General features: G+C 64.4%; 18 protein-coding genes. 5 read left to right on the top strand and 13 right to left on the bottom strand.

Going from position 1 to position 18,960, the window contains the following annotated elements; translation table 11 throughout:
• Positions 1–7 precede the first annotated feature (7 nt).
• On the top strand, positions 8–622 hold the full coding sequence (locus tag N436_RS10580) for a LysE family translocator (protein ID WP_110740985.1): 615 nt from the start codon (positions 8–10) through the stop codon (positions 620–622).
• Here N436_RS10580 and N436_RS10575 read toward each other — a convergent pair.
• Entirely contained in the window at positions 570–1,301 is a 732-nt protein-coding gene (locus N436_RS10575; RefSeq protein ID WP_110740984.1) for a metallophosphoesterase, read from the bottom strand. The two genes, N436_RS10580 and N436_RS10575, sit on opposite strands and share 53 nt — an antisense overlap.
• A gap of 75 nt (positions 1,302–1,376) precedes the next feature.
• Here N436_RS10575 and N436_RS10570 point away from each other — a divergent pair, with 75 nt between their 5' ends.
• The 3 genes from N436_RS10570 to N436_RS10560 all read left to right on the top strand — a co-directional run bounded on the left by N436_RS10570 (position 1,377) and on the right by N436_RS10560 (position 2,950).
• Positions 1,377–1,892, top strand: coding sequence for a DUF3016 domain-containing protein (locus N436_RS10570; protein WP_110740983.1), 516 nt, complete (start codon positions 1,377–1,379; stop codon positions 1,890–1,892).
• 75 nt (positions 1,893–1,967) lie between these two features.
• Complete coding sequence (locus N436_RS10565) at positions 1,968–2,711, top strand: carbon-nitrogen hydrolase family protein (RefSeq protein WP_110740982.1); 744 nt, start codon at positions 1,968–1,970, stop codon at positions 2,709–2,711.
• On the top strand, positions 2,708–2,950 hold the full coding sequence (locus N436_RS10560; protein WP_019097539.1) for a hypothetical protein: 243 nt from the start codon (positions 2,708–2,710) through the stop codon (positions 2,948–2,950). Before N436_RS10565 ends, N436_RS10560 begins: the two co-directional genes overlap by 4 nt.
• 4 nt (positions 2,951–2,954) lie before the next feature.
• On the opposite strand, the gene N436_RS10555 is transcribed toward N436_RS10560, so the two are convergent.
• The 9 genes from N436_RS10555 to N436_RS10515 all read right to left on the bottom strand — a co-directional run bounded on the left by N436_RS10555 (position 2,955) and on the right by N436_RS10515 (position 15,418).
• Positions 2,955–3,455, bottom strand: a complete 501-nt coding sequence (locus N436_RS10555) for a methylated-DNA--[protein]-cysteine S-methyltransferase (RefSeq protein ID WP_105948059.1) — start codon at positions 3,453–3,455, stop codon at positions 2,955–2,957.
• Between the two features lie 72 nt (positions 3,456–3,527).
• On the bottom strand, positions 3,528–4,328 hold the full coding sequence (locus tag N436_RS10550; protein WP_105948058.1) for a lipopolysaccharide biosynthesis protein: 801 nt from the start codon (positions 4,326–4,328) through the stop codon (positions 3,528–3,530).
• 162 nt (positions 4,329–4,490) lie between these two features.
• Positions 4,491–6,131, bottom strand: a complete 1,641-nt coding sequence (locus N436_RS10545; protein WP_256589932.1) for a fatty acid--CoA ligase — start codon at positions 6,129–6,131, stop codon at positions 4,491–4,493.
• An 11-nt stretch (positions 6,132–6,142) separates the two neighbouring features.
• Positions 6,143–7,921 (bottom strand): acyl-CoA dehydrogenase C-terminal domain-containing protein, encoded by a 1,779-nt coding sequence (locus N436_RS10540; RefSeq protein ID WP_110740980.1) that lies wholly within the window; start codon positions 7,919–7,921, stop codon positions 6,143–6,145.
• Positions 7,914–10,379 (bottom strand): RND family transporter, encoded by a 2,466-nt coding sequence (locus N436_RS10535; protein ID WP_110740979.1) that lies wholly within the window; start codon positions 10,377–10,379, stop codon positions 7,914–7,916. Before N436_RS10535 ends, N436_RS10540 begins: the two co-directional genes overlap by 8 nt.
• Positions 10,380–10,394: 15 nt before the next feature.
• Entirely contained in the window at positions 10,395–11,390 is a 996-nt protein-coding gene (locus N436_RS10530; protein ID WP_110740978.1) for a YCF48-related protein, read from the bottom strand.
• 22 nt (positions 11,391–11,412) lie between these two features.
• Positions 11,413–12,771: a DUF1329 domain-containing protein gene (locus tag N436_RS10525; RefSeq protein WP_110740977.1), complete on the bottom strand. Its 1,359-nt coding sequence runs from the start codon at positions 12,769–12,771 to the stop codon at positions 11,413–11,415.
• 38 nt (positions 12,772–12,809) lie between these two features.
• Complete coding sequence (locus N436_RS10520) at positions 12,810–14,765, bottom strand: DUF1302 domain-containing protein (protein ID WP_110740976.1); 1,956 nt, start codon at positions 14,763–14,765, stop codon at positions 12,810–12,812.
• 74 nt (positions 14,766–14,839) lie between these two features.
• A complete protein-coding gene (locus N436_RS10515) occupies positions 14,840–15,418 on the bottom strand; it encodes an alpha/beta hydrolase (protein ID WP_110740975.1) in 579 nt (192 codons plus the stop codon).
• Between the two features lie 194 nt (positions 15,419–15,612).
• On the opposite strand from N436_RS10515, the gene N436_RS10510 reads away from it, so the two are divergent.
• Positions 15,613–16,623, top strand: a complete 1,011-nt coding sequence (locus N436_RS10510) for an AraC family transcriptional regulator (RefSeq protein WP_110740974.1) — start codon at positions 15,613–15,615, stop codon at positions 16,621–16,623.
• Here N436_RS10510 and N436_RS10505 read toward each other — a convergent pair.
• Genes N436_RS10505 through N436_RS10495 form a run of 3 tightly spaced genes read right to left on the bottom strand, consistent with a single transcriptional unit; the run spans position 16,620 to position 18,881 of the window.
• Positions 16,620–16,946, bottom strand: coding sequence for a Rieske 2Fe-2S domain-containing protein (locus tag N436_RS10505; RefSeq protein ID WP_110740973.1), 327 nt, complete (start codon positions 16,944–16,946; stop codon positions 16,620–16,622). The genes N436_RS10510 and N436_RS10505 overlap by 4 nt on opposite strands.
• Positions 16,943–17,596, bottom strand: coding sequence for a DsbA family oxidoreductase (locus N436_RS10500; RefSeq protein ID WP_110740972.1), 654 nt, complete (start codon positions 17,594–17,596; stop codon positions 16,943–16,945). The genes N436_RS10505 and N436_RS10500 overlap by 4 nt, the downstream gene beginning before the upstream one ends.
• Before the next feature lie 4 nt (positions 17,597–17,600).
• Complete coding sequence (locus N436_RS10495) at positions 17,601–18,881, bottom strand: MFS transporter (RefSeq protein WP_105948047.1); 1,281 nt, start codon at positions 18,879–18,881, stop codon at positions 17,601–17,603.
• Between the last annotated feature and the right edge of the window lie 79 nt (positions 18,882–18,960).

The raw sequence follows: 18,960 nt of genomic DNA, 5'->3' as shown, positions 1-18,960 counted from the left end.
CCCACCCATGCAACAGTTCCTGATCATCGCCCTCGCCCACTTCCTCGCGCTGCTATCACCTGGGCCGGACTTCTTCCTGGTGGCACGCACTTCGATCAACAGCGGTTGGCGCATCGCCAGTGGTGCCTGCCTGGGCATCGCCCTGGCCAATGGCGCGTTCATCGCCATGGCGTTCACCGGCCTGTCGGTGCTGCAGGAAGGCAGCCTGCTGTTCACCGCCCTGCAACTGGCGGGGGCCAGCTACCTGCTGTACATCGGCGTGCTGTTTTTACGCCATGCCGGGCAAACCCGCCTGGGCGCAGTCGCGGGCGAGTCGGCGGTACCGGGTTGGTGGCGGGGCTTGGGCATGGGTTTCTTGTCCGGCATCCTCAACCCCAAGAACGCGCTGTTCTATGCCAGCCTGGCCAGCATGGTAGCCAGTGCCAGCGACAGTTGGAAAACAGCGTACGCCTTGTGGATGTTCAGCATCGTGCTGCTCTGGGACTTGCTGGTTGCCGTGGCCATCGGTAACCGGCGGGTTCTGCGGCGTTTCGCCCGCAGCCTGCCGTGGCTGGAGCGAGCCTCGGGCGTCATGCTGGTGGCATTGGCGTTGGCGTTGCTGCTGCATCTGGCGCTGGGCTGAGCAGTTTCAGCGTGCGCATGTCCATCAAGCTGAAGTGGCCACTGGCCCAACCGCCGGTGTCCAGGTGCCAGACATTGCCCAGCAGCTTGGGCTCCAGCACCGGCGTGTGCCCCACCAACAAGGCGCGCAGGCCTTGCACCGGCTGGGTATTGCCTTCCTTCAGCCGCCGCCGCGACCACTGGCACACTTCCCGCACTTTGGGATCGTCATCCAGTTCCAGCTCCAGCCAACGCCTCAAGGCTGCCCAATCGGCAAACGGGCTGTCGGCATGCAGCAGGCCTACCAGACCATCTGCGCTTTCCACTTCTATCGCAATCGGCAACTGCTCGAAGCGCTCCACATAGCGAAGTTGCTCGGCCCGCGGCAGGTCGAGGAACCAGCTCCCACCCGCTGCACGGTACATCTCAAGGTCAAGCCGCCCCCCTCGCACGCGAGTGATTGCCAGCGCCTCATGGTTGCCTTGCACCGCGTGAAACCATGGCTGCGCAAGCCATTCCAGAGCGGCCTCGCTGTGCGGCCCACGGTCGACCAGGTCACCCACGCTGAACAGGCGGTCCACGGCCGGGTCGAACCCTACCGCTTCCAGGCACTTCTCCAGCCGCTGGAAGTGACCATGGATATCACCCACTGCCAGGTCCCGCCCCCGGATGTTGGCAAGCAACCGCCGAAACCGTCCCATTACAATCTTCCTCTGCTGGTGGCGCCATGGCAGGCGTAAAATGGAAGCACTCCCACTCTACCCCGGAGGTGCATCATGCGTACCGCCCTCGTGTTTGCCGTGCTCATGGCGCTGTCACTGGACAGCATGGCACAAGGTGCCCCGCCCGCGCAGGTCGAGGTGCGTTTCGACCACCCGGAAAAATTCCGCGATGCCAGCCTGGACAGCCACGGTTATGAGCGTGGCGCCGATGACTATGTGATGAAAACCCTCACCCAGTACTTGCAGAAGCTCGGCCAACGCTACCTGCAACCGGGCCAGCAACTGGTCATCGACATCCGCGACATCGACCTGGCCGGGCGCTTCGAGCCTTGGCACAGCCAGGCCTACGATGTGCGCTTCATGCGCGAGATCACCTGGCCGACGATTGACCTGACCTACACCCTCAGCCAGCCGGGCAAACCCGCCCGGCAAGTGGAGGAGCGGGTCAGCGACAAGATGTACCTCAGCCGCCCGGGCCGGGTCGCCAGCAGCAGCGACCGCCTGTATGCCGAGAAGGCCATGCTCAACGACTGGTTCCGCCAACGCTTCGCCGCGCACCCGGCAACCTGAAAAACCCTTCACTGGTACAGGCGTTGGTGCCGGTAGTATGCTCGGCCCTTCAACCTGTACCAGGGAAGGGTTTAGATGAAACTGTGTGCCGTACAACTGGCGTCGCTCAAGGGCGATGTGCCAGGCAACCTCCAACGTCACCTGGCCTGCATCGAACAGGCGGCGGCGCTGGGTGCCGAGCTGGTGGTCTTCCCCGAACTCTCGCTGACGGGCTATGAGCCTACCCTGGCGCGCCAGGCCGCCCTGCCGGTCAGCTCCGCACGGCTGGACCCGCTGCAAGCCGCCTGTGACCGCTTGGGCATCACCGTTGCGGCTGGCTTACCGTTGCCGACACCCGAAGGTATCCGCATCGGCATGCCGATTCTCAGCCCCATGGCTGCGCGCCAGGCCTATGCCAAACGGCGCCTGCATGAAGACGAGCTGCCTTACTTCACCCCGGGCGATCAGGCATTGCTGCTGCAGGTCGGTGAGCACCGGGTGGCACCGGCAATCTGCTACGAGTCGATGTTCATGGCGCACGCTGCCGCCGCCCGTGAGCACGGCGCCGACCTGTATCTGGTCAGTGTGGCGAAAACCGCCAAGGGCATCCGCGAAGGCTACCTGCATTACCCGGCAGTGGCGCGTGAACTGAGCATGCCGGTGCTGATGGCCAACTGTGTGGGGCCGGCGGACACGTTCATCGGCGCCGGCGGCTCGGCGGCGTGGGACAGCCAGGGCCGCTTGCTGGCGAGCCTGGATGACCACAGTGAAGGGCTGATCCTGCTGGACACTGGCAACACCAGCGCCGTGGCCCTGCCCTTGGACCTACGCCCGGCATGATCTACCTGTTACTGGCGCTGCTGAGCTACGCCTGCACCTACTACCTGGTCGGCCTGCTCATCCAGGGCCAACTAGCCGATGTGGCCGAAGGCTTACGCCATAGGCCGGACGCGCCTACACCCGGCGAGTACCTGCGCGAGGTCAAGCCCCATGCACGGCGGGCCCACCGGCATTACACCCTGATGGCCGGGTCGGTGTTGGCCATACTGGCCTGCGTGGTCGCCAGCTGGTTCAGCTGACGCGTTACAGGTCCAGTGCCAGGCTTTGCCGGCCCTCCAGCGCCAGCAGGTACTGCTTGGCCGCCAGGCCGCCGGCAAAGCCGGTGAGGCTGCCTGATGCACCGATCACGCGGTGGCACGGTGCAATGATCGAAATCGGGTTGCGGCCGTTGGCGGCGCCTACTGCGCGCACGGCGTTGGGGTTGCCGATCTGCCGGGCGATGTCACTGTAGCTGCGGGTTTCACCGAAGGGTATCGCCAACAACGCGGCCCATACCTGGCGCTGGAACTCGGTGCCGGCAAAATCCAGCGCCAGCTCGAAACGCTGCCGCTTACCCGCAAAGTACTCACCCAGCTGTCGTGCAGTTTCCCGCAGTACCGGGCACTCGTCGTCACGGTACAGGTCGCCGAGGCGAACGCGGTTTTCCCGCTCTTCTTCCCACAATACGGCTGCCAGGCACTCGCCGCGCGCCACCAGGGTCAAGGTGCCGACGGGCGACTGCATGAGGGTGAATGCGCTGGACATAAGCGTTTACCTGCCTGTTTGCGATGGGCGTACTGTACGCATCCACAGCCCCGTGCGCATCCGCTTTCTTGCTCAGGTAATGGCACAACCGGCAATCCGCCGCGCTTCGTTGAGGTTGACCTTGGGGATCAGTTCGGCGGGGATGCGTGAGGTGGCCGACAGGTTGTAGACGTGAAAATGCGCGTTCACCACCTCCCGCGCCATCAGCGTCAGCGACGGCAGGATGCGGCTGTCCCAGTGCTGATCCAGCCCGCATGGCGAACACTGGCCCTGCCCGTTTTCATAGAAGCGCCCCACGGTCTGATCCAGGTCCACCCCTACCAGCAGCACTTCTTCAAAGCCCAGGTGATACGCCAGCTGCAAGGCCACATAGGCCACTGTGCGGGCATCGAAAAAACCATGGGCCAGGTCTTTGCTGAAGGCAATCGAGCGGCTGCGCTTGCTCCACAGCGCGCGGTTGCACACGCAACTGTCACCATGGCCGCGCAAACCGTCCAGCAGGCCCGGTGTGTCGGCTTTGTGCAGGGCATAACACTCGGTACTCGCCGGCACATCGGCACCTTCGTACTGCTCGGGCCAGAGTGCCAGGCGTTCGCTGTCGCGCAAGGCAGTGGCAAACAAGGCCGGCTGCTGCTGGCTGAAGCTTTTGTCGGTGCACACGTAGAAGAAGGGATGGATACCGTGTTTGGCGGTCATGGCGACCGAGCCGTTCATGGCAATGATGGGCAAATGTGCGAACTCGCCCAACGGAAAATGCCTGGCAGAAGCGCCGGAGGCAAGGATCACCACGGGGCCCTGCTGGGTGTTGCGACACGCCTCGAAACTGGAGAACGCCCCGCGTTCAGCGCCTGGCTGCGACGGAAGTGTGTTCATCTTTGGCATCTTTGACCGGACAGTACAAACCACAATACTGATCCGTGTATATGCCGTGGCCGCTTTTACCTAACTTTACCTGGCTGAACATGAGCAAACCGCCGTTCCCTTGCCTGGCGGGGATTTGGGGCGCTTTGCGCCCCTGGAAGTCGCAAGCCAAACCTAGATTTCAGCCTGGCGAATGCGCTTCTTGTCGATCTTGCCGACACTGGTCCTGGGGATCTCGTCCACACAGCGTAGCTGCCGTGGTATCGCCCATTTGTTCAGGTGCCCACTGTCGACATACGGCTGCAGGTGCCTGGCCAATGCTGGCTGGTCCAGTTGCACACCGTCACAACAGACCACCAGGGCCAACGGTTGTTCCCCCCACTGTGGGTCAGGAATACCGATGACCGCCACCGAGGCGACGGACGGGTGCTGGCTGATGAGGTTTTCCAGCGCCACCGAGCTCACCCACTCGCCACCGGTCTTGATGACATCCTTGATCCGGTCACGGATGCGCACCACGCCGGCTGCGTCGATGCAGGCCAGGTCACCGGTGTGCATCCAGCCCCCCAGCCACAGCGCCGCGCCTTGCTCCGGTTCGTGCAGGTAGCCCTGGGTGAGCCACGGCGCGCGCACCACCACTTCGCCCAGGCTTTCGCCATCGTGCGGCACCGCCCTGCCCTCACTGTCGACGATACGCAGGTCCACCAAAGCAATCGGCACGCCGGCATCGATGCGCAGCGGCAGTTGTTGCGCCATGGGTTGTGCCAGCAGGTCGGCACTCAGGTGGCTGATGCTCAGCAGTGGGCAGCTTTCCGACATGCCGTAGCCACAATGCACGCTGATGCCCCGCTCGCTGGCCCGCTGGGCCAGGCCCAAGGTCAGCGCGCTGCCGCCCAGCAGCATCTTCCAGCCGGTCAGGTCGGTGCAGCGCCCTTGCTCGCTGTCGAGCATCATCTGCAGCACCGTGGGCACACAATGGGAGAAGGTCACACCCTCGTCGCGATAAAGGCGCACCAGGCGATTGGGCTCGTAGCGCCCGGGGTAGACCTGCTTGATACCCAGCGCGGTGGCCACATAGGGCACGCCCCAGGCATGTACGTGGAACATGGGTGTGATCGGCATGTACACATCGCCCGTTCGCAGCAGCGGTACGTCGCCGCACGCGGCCAGGGTGCCCTGCTCGACCAAGGTGTGCAGCACCAGTTGCCGGTGGCTGAAATAAACGCCCTTGGGGTTGCCGGTGGTACCGCTGGTATAGAACAGCGTGGCCAGCGAATTCTCGTCGAAGTCCGGGAATTCGAACCGGGGCTCGGCAGCCGCCAGCAAGGCTTCATACTCGCCCAGCACAGGCACCACCTGCGTGTCGGGGGCGCCATCGCTGAGGCGGATGAAGCCATCGACTGTCGGCAGGTCGGCCTGCAGCTGCTGCATCAGCGGCAGGAAGTCGTCATGCACCAGCACCCACCGGTCCTCGGCATGGTTCATGGTGTAGCGCACCTGCTCGGTGGACAGCCGCACATTGACCGTATGCAGCACCGCCCCCAGCATCGGTACGGCAAAGAAACACTCCAGTGCCCGATGGCTGTCCCAGTCGAGCAAGGCCACAGTATCGCCGGGTTTGACCCCGGCGGTGGTGAGCGCATTGGCCAGCCGCTGAATGCGCGCCAGCAACGTCGTGTAGGTGTAGCGCAGCCGGTCGGCGTAGACGATTTCCTGGTTGGGCTGGTAGCGCACACCCGACAGCAGCAGGCGCTTGATCAGCAGCGGGTAGGCATACGCCTGCTCGGCCGCAGGCATGATGCGGGTCGAGGTCATGTTCGCGGCCATCACAGTTGCCCGGCCTCGAGCAGGTACAGGCTGTCGCTGCCGGCCCTGACACTGGCACTGAGCGAATGGATGCGCGGCAGCAGGCGTGCAAAGTAGAAGCGCGCGGTACCGAGCTTGCTCACGTGGAACGGCTCCAGTGCCGCTTGGCGCTGGCACACCTCGGCCATGCGTGCCCACAGGTAGGCGTAGAAGGTGTAGCCAAACACCTGCAGGTACTCGACCGCCGCCGCGCCAAGCTCGCGCGGGTTGCCTTGGGCACGGTCGAGCAGCCAGGCACTGAGCTCGTCGAGGTTGCGCACGGCAGCGAGCAACGGTGCGCTGAACTCGGCACATGCGGCGGGCAGCGCCTCGGCAAAGGTGGTGAGTTCATCGGACACAGCGAGGTACGCCTCGCCACCATCGGCAAACAGCTTGCGCCCCACCAGGTCCAGGGCCTGGATGCCATTGGTGCCTTCGTAGATCTGGGTAATGCGGCAGTCGCGAATCAACTGCTCCTGGCCCCATTCACGGATATAGCCGTGGCCACCCAGCACCTGCTGGCCGTGCACGGTGGTTTCCAGCCCCATGTCGGTGAGGAAGGCCTTGGCCACCGGCGTGAGCAACGCCACCTTGGCGTCAGCCTGCGCGCGCGCAACCGGGTCGTCGCTGTATTTGGCCAGGTCCAGCTGCAATGCCACGTAGGTGGAAAATGCCCGGCCACCTTCGTTCAGCGCTTTCATGGTCATCAGCATGCGGCGTACGTCCGGGTGGACAATGATCGGGTCGGCATGCTGCGCCGGCACTTCGGCCCCCGTCGGTGCGCGGCCTTGCTGGCGATCGCGGGCATAGGCGATGGCGCCCTGATACGAACGCTCGCCCAAGGCCAGACCCTGGATACCCACGCCGAGGCGCTCGTAGTTCATCATGGTGAACATCGCATTGAGCCCCTTGTTCGGCTCACCGACCAGGTAGCCGACGGCACCGTCAAAGTTCATCACGCAGGTGGCCGAAGCCTTGATGCCCATCTTGTGCTCGATCGAGCCGCAGCTCACCGCGTTGGCCTCGCCCAACGTGCCGTCGGCGCCAACCAGCACCTTGGGTACCAGGAACAGCGAGATACCCTTGGGGCCGGCAGGGGCATCCGGCAGCCTCGCCAGCACCAGGTGGATGATGTTCTCGGTCAGGTCCTGCTCGCCGCCGGTGATGAAAATCTTCGTGCCGCTGATGCGGAAGCCGCCATCCGCAACGGGCTCGGCGCGGGTGCGGATCAGGCCCAGGTCGGTGCCGGCGTGGGGCTCGGTCAGGCACATCGACCCGGTCCAGCGCCCTTGGTACATCGGCGGCAGGTACAGCGCCTTCAACGCCTCGCTGGCATGGTTCAGCAGTGCCAGGCAGGCGCCGGCCGTCAACATCGGGTACAGGCCGAATGACAGGTTGGCGGCATTGAGCATTTCTTCGAGCTGGGCACCGATCACTTTCGGCATGCCCATGCCGCCGTATTCCGGCGCACCGGCCACCCCGACCCAGCCGTCAGCGGCAAATGCCCGGTAGGTATCGGCGAAACCGTCGGGTGTCCGAACCTGGCCAGCCTCCCAACGGCATCCCTGCTCGTCGCCACTGCGGTTGAGCGGCGCCACCTGCTCGGCAATCAGTTTGCCGGCCTGCTCGAGTATGGCCCGGGCAGTGTCGCCATCGACCACGTCGGCCAGTGCGGGCGTTTGCGCCCACCAGGCGGGGATGTCGAACACGTCGTTGAACAGAAAATCCATGTCGCGCAGTGGCGGAAGGTAATCAGACATGAGGCGAACACTCGGTTTCTTGGGTTTGCGAAAGTGCTACGGCCCGGGTTTCGGCAGCCGCCGGGGCGCCCTGGCCATGCAGGAGGAAGTGCGACAGCGCGGGTATCAGCACCAGCGCGCCGAGCATGTTCCACAGGAACATGAAGGTCAGCAGCAGGCCCATGTCGGCCTGGAACTTGATGGGCGACCAGGCCCAGCCAACCACACCGGCGGCCAGGGTAATGCCGACCAGCCCCACCACCCGGCCGGTGAAGGCCACGGCGTTCTGGTAGGCCTGAGCCAGGCTCAGCCCGGCGCGCTGGTAGTGCAGCTGCACGCTAAGCAGGTACAGCGCATAGTCCACGCCGATGCCCACGCCAAGGGCGATCACCGGCAAAGTGGCAACCTTGACGCCAATACCCATGGCCACCATCAGCGCCTCGCACAGCACCGAGGTGAGCATCAGCGGCAGGATCGCCACCAGCGTTGCGCGCCAGCTGCGGAAGGTGACCAGGCAGAACAACGTGACCGCCAGGTACACCAGCAACAACATGCGGTGGTTGGCCTCGCGTACCACCACGTTGGTGGCGGCCTCGATACCGGCGCTGCCGGCGGCCAGCAGGAACTGGTGCTCGGCACTGCTGTTGGCCTGGGCAAAGCGTTCGGCCACGGCAGCCACCTCGGCCAGCGTGTCGGCGCGATGGTCTTTGAGGTAGGCGATCACCGGCATCAGCGAGCAGTCGTTGTTGAACAGCTCCGGGGCGTTGACCGAAGCCTGCTGGGCGGCGTAATTGAGCACGTCCTGGTTGCGCTGCAGGCTGTTCAGCCGTGGGTTGCCTTCGTAGGTACCGGCGGTGATCTGGCGCACAGCGTTGGCCAGCGACACAGTGGTCTGCACACCCGGCAGTTGCTGCAGCTCCCAGGCGAGGCGGTCGGCCAGGATCAAGGTCGGGTATTGCAGGCAGCCTTCGGGAGCGGTCTTGACCATGACCGCGAAGGTGTCGCTGGACAGTGCGTAATGCTGGGTGATGTAGGCATTGTCGAGGTTGTAGCGCGAATCAGCGCGAAGCTCGGGGGCGCCACTGTCGAGGTCACCGACTTTCAGCTGCAAGCTGCCCCAGATGCCCAGGGCGGCCAGGGCAAGGGCCGCCAGCACAGCGGCGCTGGCCCATTTGCGTTCAGTGAAACGGTCGAGCAGGTCCCACAGCCGACCGAAGCCACGGTGCCGAGCCGCGCGGGCATCGATACGCAGCGCCCGGTCGGCGGCCTTGCGGCCTACCCCGACATAGGACAGTGCCACCGGCATCAGCAGCAATGAGGTAAAGATCAGCACTGCCACACCAATGCTGGCGGTAATCGCCAGGTCCTGAATCACCGGAATATCGATGATCATCAGCACGGCAAAGCCCACGGCATCGGCCAGCAAGGCGGTCACCCCGGCCACGAACAGGCGGCGGAAGGTATAGCGAGCGGCGATCTGCCGATGGGTACCGCGACCGATGTCCTGAAGGATGCCGTTCATCTTCTGCGCGGCATGCGACACGCCGATGGCAAAGATCAGGAAGGGCACCAGGATCGAATACGGGTCTATGGCATAGCCCAGCCAGGCGACGATACCCAGTTGCCATACCACCGCCGTCAGCGAACACAGCACCACCAGCAAGGTGCTGCGTATACAGCGGGTATAGCAGTAGATGATCACCAGGCTGGTCAACACCGCCAGGGCGAAGAACGCCATCACCTCGATCAGGCCATCGATCAGGTCGCCCATCAGCTTGGCGAAGCCAATCACATGAATACGGTACTGGCCGCTGGCCTGGTACTGGCTGCGCAGCTGTTCGAGCTTTTGCGAAAAGGCATGGTAGTCCAGGCCTTTGCCGGTGGCCGAATCCTGGTCGAGCAGCGGTACCACCAGCATGCTCGACTTGAAGTCGCGCGCCACCAGGCTGCCGACGATGTTGGCACGTTCGATGTTCTGCCGTAGCTGTTCAATGTCACCGGCCGCACCCTGATAGCTGTCAGGCATGACCGGGCCACCCTGGAAGCCTTCTTCGGTGACCTCGGTCCAGCGCACCGCCGGGCTCCACAGCGACTTCACCCAGGCCCGGTCCACCCCCTGGCTGAGGAACAGCTCGTCGTTGATGTGACGCAGGGTCTGCAGGTAGCCCGGGGCGAAAATGTCGCCCTGAGTGTGCTCTACCACTACCCGCACCGCATTGCCCAGGCCGCGCAACGAGGCGCGGTTTTCCAGGTAATTCTGGATGTAGGGATGGCTCTGCGGCAGCATCTTGTCGAAGCTGGGGCGCAGTTCCAGGCGGGTCAGCGCCATGAAGCCCAGCACCAGCGTCGCCACCAGCATGCACAGCAGAAATGGCAGGCGGTGGTTGAACACAAGGCGTTCCAGGCCGTTGCCCGAATGTGGATCGAAGTCGGCAAGGTTGCGGATTACCGGAAGGGTATCTTGGCGGGTAGCGGCCATCAGGGTCTTCTCTTGTTATGGGTGTTGCGTGGGGTTACCGGCCTGGTTGCGCACGCCCCGCTCGCCCACCAGCACCAGGCCGTTGCCGGTGTCTCTGACGAGCGCGGTCACCGGGCCACGGGCGCTTTGCGGCACCTGGCTGAAGCTGGCACCGTCATCCCGACTGAGCAGCAGGTCGCCGGCCTGGCTGGCCAGCCACAGCTGGCCATCACGGTCGATGCCCGCGGCGGTGAGGCTGGTGTTGATGCCCGTGTTGACCGGCTGCCACTGCTGGCCGCCATCGGTGCTGCGGTAGATGTGGCCGCGCAGGCCGTAGACCAGCAGCACACCGGGTTTGCCGACGGCGCCGAACAGGGTACCGGCATAGGGCGTGTCGACGCGGCTGAAGCGTGCGCCGCTCCACTTCAGCAGCAGGCCCTGCTCGCCGGTGATGTACAGGTCATCACCCACCGCCGCCAGGCTGGTCAGGTGCAGGCCTTGTGGGTTGTCGCTGTGGTCGAGCCAGGGTTGCCAGTGCTCGCCGCCGTCGGTGGTGCGCAGCAACAGGTTGAACACACCCACCGCATAGCCGTTGCGGGCATCGCTGAACCACACGTCGAGCAAGGCATTGTCGGTGGCCGCCGCAGGCAACTGCTCGGCCAGCGCGCGACCATCCAGCTGTTTGTGCCAGTGCACGCCACCATCGCGGCTGTGCAGCACCACACCGTCGTGGCCGACCGCCCAGCCCAGTGCGGGCGTGGCAAAGCTCACCGCATTCAGGTCGGCGCTGACGGGCACCTGGGCTTGCTGCCAGTGCGCGCCGTGGTCATCGGAATACAGAATGTGCCCGCGCGGGCCGACCGCGACCAGGCGCGGCCCGGCCAAAGTCACGTCACGCAGGGCGCTGCTGCTGGCCAGGGCACTGGGCATGGCGGGCACATCCAGCACGTCGGTGAAGGGCGCGGCCTGCGCCGTGCCCTGCAGCGCCGCCAGGGCCAGCATCACCACGCTGCATCGTTTGAAGACAGACATTGGCAACCTCTGCTCCGTGCGCTCAGCGAATGCCATTGCCGGCCAGCGACTCGGGCGACCACTGGGTTTTCGACAATGGGTCGATGTAGCGGATGCCACCGTAGGCACCGACCACGCCGTTGAGGTTGTAGGTGCCGCCGATCAGGTCGTAGATCATGAAAGGCGTGGCGTCCGGGGTCTGCTTGTCGTAGCTCTGGGTGAGGAAAGCGAACGAGCCACGATAAAGCTGGCCACGGGCGTCGTACTGGTCCGAGGCCAGGGCGATCCAGCTGTCTTCGTCAAGGTAGAAGCGGCGCTTGTGGTAGATGTGGCGTGCGCCGTCCTTGAGCTTGCCTTCCACCACCCACACGCGGTGCTTTTCCCAGCGCACGAACTGCGGGGCCAGGTGGTTGGGGGTGATCAGTTGCTTGACGTCGGTGTTGTAGGTGAGCGGGTAGGTGTTGTACGGCACGTACATCTCCTGCTTGCCGACCAAGGTCCAGTCGTAGCGGTCCAGCGCGCCATTGAAGACGAACACGTCATCGTAGGTGCCCGAGCCCGAGGTGCCCGGGTTGGGCGTGTCGTAGGCCAGGTTTGGTGCCAGCTTGACCCGGCGCTGGCCCGGCAGGTACTGCCAGGCGCTGCGTGGCTGCACCAGCGGGTTGGCGGCGTCGCGCAGCATCATGGCTTCGCCGGCTCGGCGCGCGGGCCCGGTGTACACCAGCTTCATCTGGTAATAGGTGTCCTTGGCACCGATCGGCTTGGCCATGTCTTCGTAGATCGGGTAGCTGATATTGGCCTGGCCGGTGGTCGACAGTGACGCTTTGCCGGCGGCATCGACGTTCCATGAGTCGTACTTGGCGGTCATGCTCACGCCCTGGTAGCGCAGCAGGAAGTTCCACATGGCCTCGGCGCCGTTTTGCGGAATGGGGAACGGGATGCCCGGCAGCACGTTGTCCACCGCCGTGCCACCCTCCTGGCTTTTGGCAGCGGTAGCGTTCTTGCGGGTGTTGTCCAGCACCGCTTGCGGCAGCGCTACGCTGCGATGAGTCGGGTACACGTCGACACGGTAGCTGGGGTAGCGCTTGAGCAGTTCCAGGGTGGTGGCAGTCAGCTGGCCCTTGTACTGGTCGGCGTTCTTGCCATCGATGACCAGCAGCGGCTTGTCGCTGGCAAACGGGTCGGGGCGCATGCTGGCACCGCTCTGGAAGTTGGCAGGCGGCGTCTGCAGGCCACCCTGGTAAGCCGGGATCGAACCGTCGGCATTGCCGGCCTTTTCGGCACCAATGGCGGTCAGGTTGGCGCCCAGGCGGGCAGCCTGGTCAGGGGAAACGGCGGCCTGGGCGGCGTTGAGCGCGGCCAGCGACAGGCACGAGGCCAGCAGGGTACGTACGAAATTCATGATGGTTGTCTTCCTGTGTAGGCGGTAGGAAACATGACTCAGAAGGTCGTCTTGACGGTCAGGTACAGGGCGCCACGGTCCTCGGTGGTGGCACCACCACCGGAGAAGGAGGCGTAGCCGCCGCCGTAGCAGGTGTAATCCTGTTCGCCGTCCAGGGCATTGGGGGTGCTGCCGTCGGTCTGGCCATCCTTGCAGGCCTTGGCCTCACCGAAGCTGTCGACGTACTTGAGGTCGACGAAGTACTGGTTGTAGATCGCGGCGCTCACGCCCACCGCGTAGTTGCCGGTGTTTTCGGCACCGCCGCCCTGCACCGGCGACACACCGTCGATGCCGACGTTGACCGACAGCGGCATGCTCAGGTCCATGCCCGGCACCACCTGGTACCAGGTGGGGGTGAAGTTGACGGCGACGCCCCAGTTATCGCGGGTGGCCTTGTCGATACCGCGGTAGCTGCTCTTGCCCTTGTACAAGGCCTCGTTGTGGCCATCGAGCTTGAGCAGGTTGCTGTAGAACAGCTCGCCGAGCAGGGTTGCGGAGTCGAACAGCGGCGTGTCGCCGATGGTCATCAGGCCGTTGAGGGTGAAGTGCAGGGTGTCACCGGTGGCGCTCAGGCTGTCGCCGTCCTTGGGCACGTCGTAGATCACCCCGCTGCTGGGCAGGCGCGCCGGCAGCAGGCCGAAGCCGCCCCCCAGGCCTGCCTGGCCGGGGGCGCTGACGATTGCCGGGATGCTCGCCAGCGGCATGTTGTGGCGGATGTTCAAGTCGCTGCCGACGCTGATGCCCGCCACATCCTTGGACAGGCTCAGCCCATAGATGTCGATGTTGTCGGCATAGGCGAACTGGTAGGTGGTGCTTTGCAGTGAGTTGTAGAGGTTGCCGACCGCGCCCTGGCGGCTGCCCGGCGGGTTGCCGAACGGACCGTTGGCCACGGTCATGCCACGCGCATCGAGCCAGGCCTGGGGCAGGATCTCGGAGGTTTTGCGGTAGTAGAAACCCAGGGTGCCGCCCAGCCACTCCGGCGACCACTTGGCCATGACGCCCCAGTCGCCGCTTTTGCCAGGGGTAAGGTCATGACCACGGCGAATGCTGGTCAGCGCGCCACGTACCGGGATCAGCCCCGGGGTGCCGGTATGGCCCAGCAGAAAACTCTGCGCGCCCTCGCCTACCACGTCGGAGCCGCCATAGTAGGTACCCGCCTCGGGCAGTCGGGCCGCGTCCCAGTCGAAGAAGTACTGAGCACCCAGGGTGAGCTCGGAATTGACCAGAAACGAAGTGGACAACTGATTACGGGGCACGAACAGCTCCTTGGCCTCGGTGCCCGGCGATGCCGCCAGCTTGGCCAGGTCCAGGCCGGACTGGCCGTAGCTCAACGAATGCACCGGATTGAGCAGGGTTTCACCCCAGAACAGGTTGTGCTGGCCCAGCTTGGCGCTGACCTGTGATGCTTCGCCCACGTCACGGCTCATGAACACGAAGGCATCCAGCACTTCGCCCGAGGGGCCGCTGTAGTAACGCTGGGCGTAGTTGCTCAGGTGCGGGCTGCCCAGCAGTATGCCGGTGCCCGGCAGGCCATTGAGGCTGGGGTTGATGCCTGACTGGTCACCGTTGCCGTTGACGAACGGGTTGCTGTTGGAGCCGGTGTTGTCGTAGGCCTTGTCGTACCAGCTGGCAGTGCTGACGCGAAAACCGGTGTTGCCCTGGTACACCACGTCCAGCTCGGTCAGCAGGTCGACCCGGTTGGTGACGTTGGTGCCCGCCTTGCGGAAGTTGTAGTCGCCGTCGTTGCTGTTGGGCGTTCCCAGCAGGCGCTTGTCGGCACTTTCGGTGCGCACGCCGTAGTTGTACTTGACGGTATTGTCGAAGCGCACGGCCCAGTCTTCGTTGCCGGTATCGACTTCGAAGGCCTGGGCGGCAGGCAGCGTGAGCAGGCCGATGGCGCAGGCAAGCAGGCAGCGCTGTGGCTTCACAGCACGGTGAATGCGGTGTTCTGGCATTACGATGGCTCCACGTATTGTTATTGTTTTTTACGCCGCCCGTCTGCTGCGGGCGTGGCTGGGGCGTCCATGCGTTACTGCAGGTTTGCGGCGTCCAGTCGGCGGATCAGGGCCTCGGCCAGCGGCCAAGGGCCGAAACCGGAAGCCGGGTTAAGGTGACCAACAGCGCCCAGGCCAACCAGCTCGCTGCCCCAACGCCGGGCCAGTTCACCGGCAGCGGCGTAGCTGGCGAGGTGGTCGTTACTGCTGGCCGCGACAATGCTTGGGAATGGCAGCGACGTGGAGGGAAGCGGTGACCAACCCTTCTCGGCCAGGCTGGCCGGGCTTGGGTAATGCGCCGGCCAGTGGGCATTGAGGTCTGGCGGGGCCGCCAGCAAAGCACCCTTGATCGGGCGCCGGTAGCGTGCCGCCCAATGGGCGACCATCAGTACGCCAGCGCTGTGCGCGACCAGGATTACCTCTCCTTCGATCTGATCGAGCTCGCGCTGGATCGCCTCGACCCGGGCATTGCAGCACAGGCCGTCAACCTGCAGCGGCGGTACGCTGCGCACCTTGGCCAGGCGGCCGGCAAGCAGGGTTTGCCAATGCTCCGCGACGTGGTCGCGCAGGCCGGGGACAATCAGCACGGTGGCGGTGGTTTGCAGTTTTTCCACGGTGAACCTCATGTGCGATGTAGCGCTTGAAGGTCACAGTAAACAGGCCTCCCCCCGGGTGCTTTACATTGGGCGTCAGGCGCTTTTCATTTGATGACAACGGTCAAAACAGGGCTTTGCTTTTCAATTGATGACACGCAGGCTATAAAACCAGTGGACCTGCAACCCCCGTGCTTTAGGGACAACAATAAAAAATGCCTGCTCTAGTCCGTGCCGCCAGCTTGACCAACTACCTGGAAGTGTCCCGTCACCTGGGCCTCAACCCCCATGCACTGCTGGCACAGGTTGGCCTGAGCGCCGCGCTGCTCGACGACCCCAACCGGCGTATCCCGGTGGCCAGCGTCATCAGCTTGCTGGAGGCCTCTGCCAGCGCCACGAAGTGCGAAAGTTTCGGTTTGCGCATGGCCGAATTGCGCCAGTTGTCGGACTTCGGCGAAATCAGCCTGCTGCTCAGCCACCAACGCAACCTGCGCGATGCGCTGCAAGTGATCGTGCAGTACCGCCACCTGCTCAACGACGCGCTGGCCATCCATATCGAGGAAGCCGGCAAGACCGTGGTTATTCGTGAAGAGGTGATCAACGAGCGAGCGCCGTGCAGCCGCCAGGCCACCGAGTTGGCCATCGGCGTGATGATGCGCCTGTGCGCGGCGCTGCTGGGCGCCCATTGGCACCCGATCAGTGCCAACTTCACCCACGCAGCCCCTGCCGACCTGGCCATTCACCGGCGCATTTTCGGTTGCACACTGGTGTTCGGCAGCGAATTCAACGGCATCGTCTGCCCCGCTGCCGACCTCGACAGCGCCAGCCCGCAGGCCAACGAGGCCATGGCCCGGCTGGCACGGCGCTACCTGGACACGCTGCCGGCCAGCGGCGTGCCGTCGCTGGAACTGGAGCTGCGCAAGACCATCTACCTGCTGCTACCCATGGGCCGTGCCACCATCGAGCAAGTGGCGCAGACCCAAGGCATGAACGTGCGCACCCTGCAGCGGCGGCTGGAAGAGAACGCGCTGACCTTCAAGGACCTGATCAACAGCGTGCGCCGTGACCTGGTGATGCGCTACCTGGAAAACCCCACCTATTCGCTGGGGCGTATTGCCGACATGCTCGGTTATTCGATGCCCAGCTCATTCACCCGCTGGTTCATTGCCCAGTACGGCATGCCGCCGGCGAACTGGCGCGCACAGCACAATGGGCAGTTGCATTAACCGCCCGTTGCAGGCTCATCGATGAGGATAAACACCTCACCCTTCTCGTGCTCGACAGGGTACGTGTTCAGCTTGAGCGCGGTTGAGTTCTGCAGATAACCGCTGGCCAGGTCGAAACGCAACCCGTGGGCACAGCACTGGATGACGCGGCCTTCCAGGCGACCGCCGCACAGCGATGCCCCCTGGTGCGGGCAACTGTCATCGACGGCATAGAACGAATCGGCAATGTTGAACAAGGCCACGCTGTGGCCTTCAAGGTCCAACAGCACCCGCCCGTTGCGTTGCGGTACTTGATCGGGGGCCAGTGCCATACGTCGCTTCATGCCTGCGCCACCTCCAGCAAGGCGTCGTTCATGGCCGCGAACAGCGCCTCGGCCGGCCGCACGCCTGCAATCAACGGCCCCTGATTGAAGCGGTAGCGCGGCACGGCACTGCCTGCGCGCCCTGCCCCATCGAGAAACGGGCTACCGTCGTCACGCAGGCAGTCGACCACTTGTGCGGCCTGCAGCCCGCAGCTCTGGGCAATACCGAGCAAGGTGCCGCTGTCCCCCAGGTCACGGCCCTGATGGAAATAGGCAATGAATAACCGCGCCAGCAACGCCTCCTGTTGCGGTGCACCGAGCAGGCTGCCGGCCCGTTGCATCAACCGGTGAGCATTGCCGGTATTGGGCATGCGGCGGATGCGCGAAAAATCGATATCCTCGCCCACCACGCTGGCAGCGGCGCGCACCTGGGCCTGGCGCTCGCGCACGGCTTGTTCACTGCCCAGGCGTTGCAGGTAAAACGTACTGAACGGCACGCCATTGGCAGGCAGCCCAGGCAGCAACTGCACGCCCTGCCAGTGCACCTGCACCTCTACCTCGGGTTGCTCACGTTGCAACCACAACAGGGCCGCTTGCAGGTGCCGCTGCCCAATCAGGCACCAAGGGCAGACAAAATCGAAGAACACCTCGACGGACAACAGCTGTTTCACGGTTTCAACTCCTGGTGCGCAGACAATCCATGTCGCGGTGGTAATGGCGTTTAGCGAACAAGAACACCGCCGCCGCCGCGAGGCTTGTCAGCGGTACCAACTGCAGTGCCGCTTGCAGCCCGATCAGGTCAGACACCCGGCCGGTGATCAGCGGCCCGGTGGCCAGGCCCAGCAGGTTGTTGGCCAGGGTCAGGGTGGCGAAAGCGGTGCCATGTACCGAGGCGTGGGTCAGGTTGGCAACCATGGCACTGGACGGGCCGTTGGTGCCGGCGGCAATCATCATGCCCAGGCAGATCAGCACCAGTTGTGCGGTGCCAGCGGGCAACGCGAAGGCCATGCTCAGCAGCACGCAGCTGCCCAGGCAGTAGCCGATGGCCAGGCTGATCTTGCGGTCCGGGCGCTGCCGGCCCAGGCGGTCGCAGAGCATGGCGCAGAGGATCATGCCGACGCCGCTGCACAACACGATGACAGCGGCGACCGCACCGGCGCGGTCAGTGCCCATGGCGTAATAGCGGTTCAGGTAGCTGGGCATCCACACAATCAAGGTGCCGCCAACAAACAACTGCAGGCCGCTGCCGACATAGGCGGCGATGACCGAGCGGCTGCTGTACAGGCTGCGCAGCGGGCGGCTGACCTTGCCCAGCGCCTGCTGCGCGCACTTGGGCGCAATGCGTGCCTCCTTGACGATCATGGGGTACAGCATCGCCAGCACCAGGCCGAACAGTGCCATACCGGCGAATGCCCAGCGCCAGCCCAGGTGCTGAGCCAAAACGCCGCCAAGGGCCATGCCCAGCACCGAGCCGAACATGCCACCGGCCATGAACGCCCCGGCCAGGGTCGAGCGCATGTCGCGGGGGAACACGGCGACCACCACGGCAATGCCGACACTGCCGTAAGCGGCCTCTCCGACCCCGACCAGAAAACGCGCAATGAACATTTGCGGGTAATTTTCTGCCAAGGCGCAACCGAGCGTCGCCAGGCTCCACAGTACTGCCATCAACACCAGGCTGCGTACCCGGCCGAAACGGTCGGCCAACAGTGACAGCGGGAACGTCAGCAGGCCGACCATCAGCGCGACGATCCCGCTGAGCAGGCCCAACTGGCTGTCACTGAGCGCCCATTCGCCCTTGAGCAGCGGGAACACCGCGTTGAGTACCTGGCGCGACATGTAGTCGGAGATCAGCAAGCCGAACGTCAGGGCAAAGACCACCCAGGCATAACGCCGGGGCACGCTGTGGACGGATTCGCTGCCGGCGTCTTCGGCGCTGGCGAGGTAGGTGGCCATGTTGCCTCCTTGGGTGTGGTGTGGGTTTTTCTTGTTGTTATGCACTGTTGCTGAAGCTTGCTCAGCCCTTGTGGGAGCG

The organism is Pseudomonas sp. RV120224-01b (genome assembly GCF_003208145.1).
In the GTDB taxonomy this organism is placed as follows: domain Bacteria; phylum Pseudomonadota; class Gammaproteobacteria; order Pseudomonadales; family Pseudomonadaceae; genus Aquipseudomonas; species Aquipseudomonas monteilii.
The sequence above is the reverse complement of the archived record's forward strand: the minus strand, read 5'-3'. Positions and strand labels throughout refer to the sequence as shown.

Coding starts and splice junctions, on each gene's coding strand:
- N436_RS10495 (WP_105948047.1), bottom strand. CDS start 18,881: ATGGCCACCTACCTCGCCAGCGCCGAAGACGCCGGCAGCGAATCCGTC.
- N436_RS10545 (WP_256589932.1), bottom strand. CDS start 6,131: ATGACCTCGACCCGCATCATGCCTGCGGCCGAGCAGGCGTATGCCTAC.
- N436_RS10560 (WP_019097539.1), top strand. CDS start 2,708: ATGATCTACCTGTTACTGGCGCTGCTGAGCTACGCCTGCACCTACTAC.
- N436_RS10555 (WP_105948059.1), bottom strand. CDS start 3,455: ATGTCCAGCGCATTCACCCTCATGCAGTCGCCCGTCGGCACCTTGACC.
- N436_RS10580 (WP_110740985.1), top strand. CDS start 8: ATGCAACAGTTCCTGATCATCGCCCTCGCCCACTTCCTCGCGCTGCTA.
- N436_RS10535 (WP_110740979.1), bottom strand. CDS start 10,379: ATGGCCGCTACCCGCCAAGATACCCTTCCGGTAATCCGCAACCTTGCC.
- N436_RS10505 (WP_110740973.1), bottom strand. CDS start 16,946: ATGAAGCGACGTATGGCACTGGCCCCCGATCAAGTACCGCAACGCAAC.
- N436_RS10565 (WP_110740982.1), top strand. CDS start 1,968: ATGAAACTGTGTGCCGTACAACTGGCGTCGCTCAAGGGCGATGTGCCA.
- N436_RS10520 (WP_110740976.1), bottom strand. CDS start 14,765: ATGCCAGAACACCGCATTCACCGTGCTGTGAAGCCACAGCGCTGCCTG.
- N436_RS10530 (WP_110740978.1), bottom strand. CDS start 11,390: ATGTCTGTCTTCAAACGATGCAGCGTGGTGATGCTGGCCCTGGCGGCG.
- N436_RS10570 (WP_110740983.1), top strand. CDS start 1,377: ATGCGTACCGCCCTCGTGTTTGCCGTGCTCATGGCGCTGTCACTGGAC.
- N436_RS10550 (WP_105948058.1), bottom strand. CDS start 4,328: ATGAACACACTTCCGTCGCAGCCAGGCGCTGAACGCGGGGCGTTCTCC.
- N436_RS10540 (WP_110740980.1), bottom strand. CDS start 7,921: ATGTCTGATTACCTTCCGCCACTGCGCGACATGGATTTTCTGTTCAAC.
- N436_RS10510 (WP_110740974.1), top strand. CDS start 15,613: ATGCCTGCTCTAGTCCGTGCCGCCAGCTTGACCAACTACCTGGAAGTG.
- N436_RS10575 (WP_110740984.1), bottom strand. CDS start 1,301: ATGGGACGGTTTCGGCGGTTGCTTGCCAACATCCGGGGGCGGGACCTG.
- N436_RS10525 (WP_110740977.1), bottom strand. CDS start 12,771: ATGAATTTCGTACGTACCCTGCTGGCCTCGTGCCTGTCGCTGGCCGCG.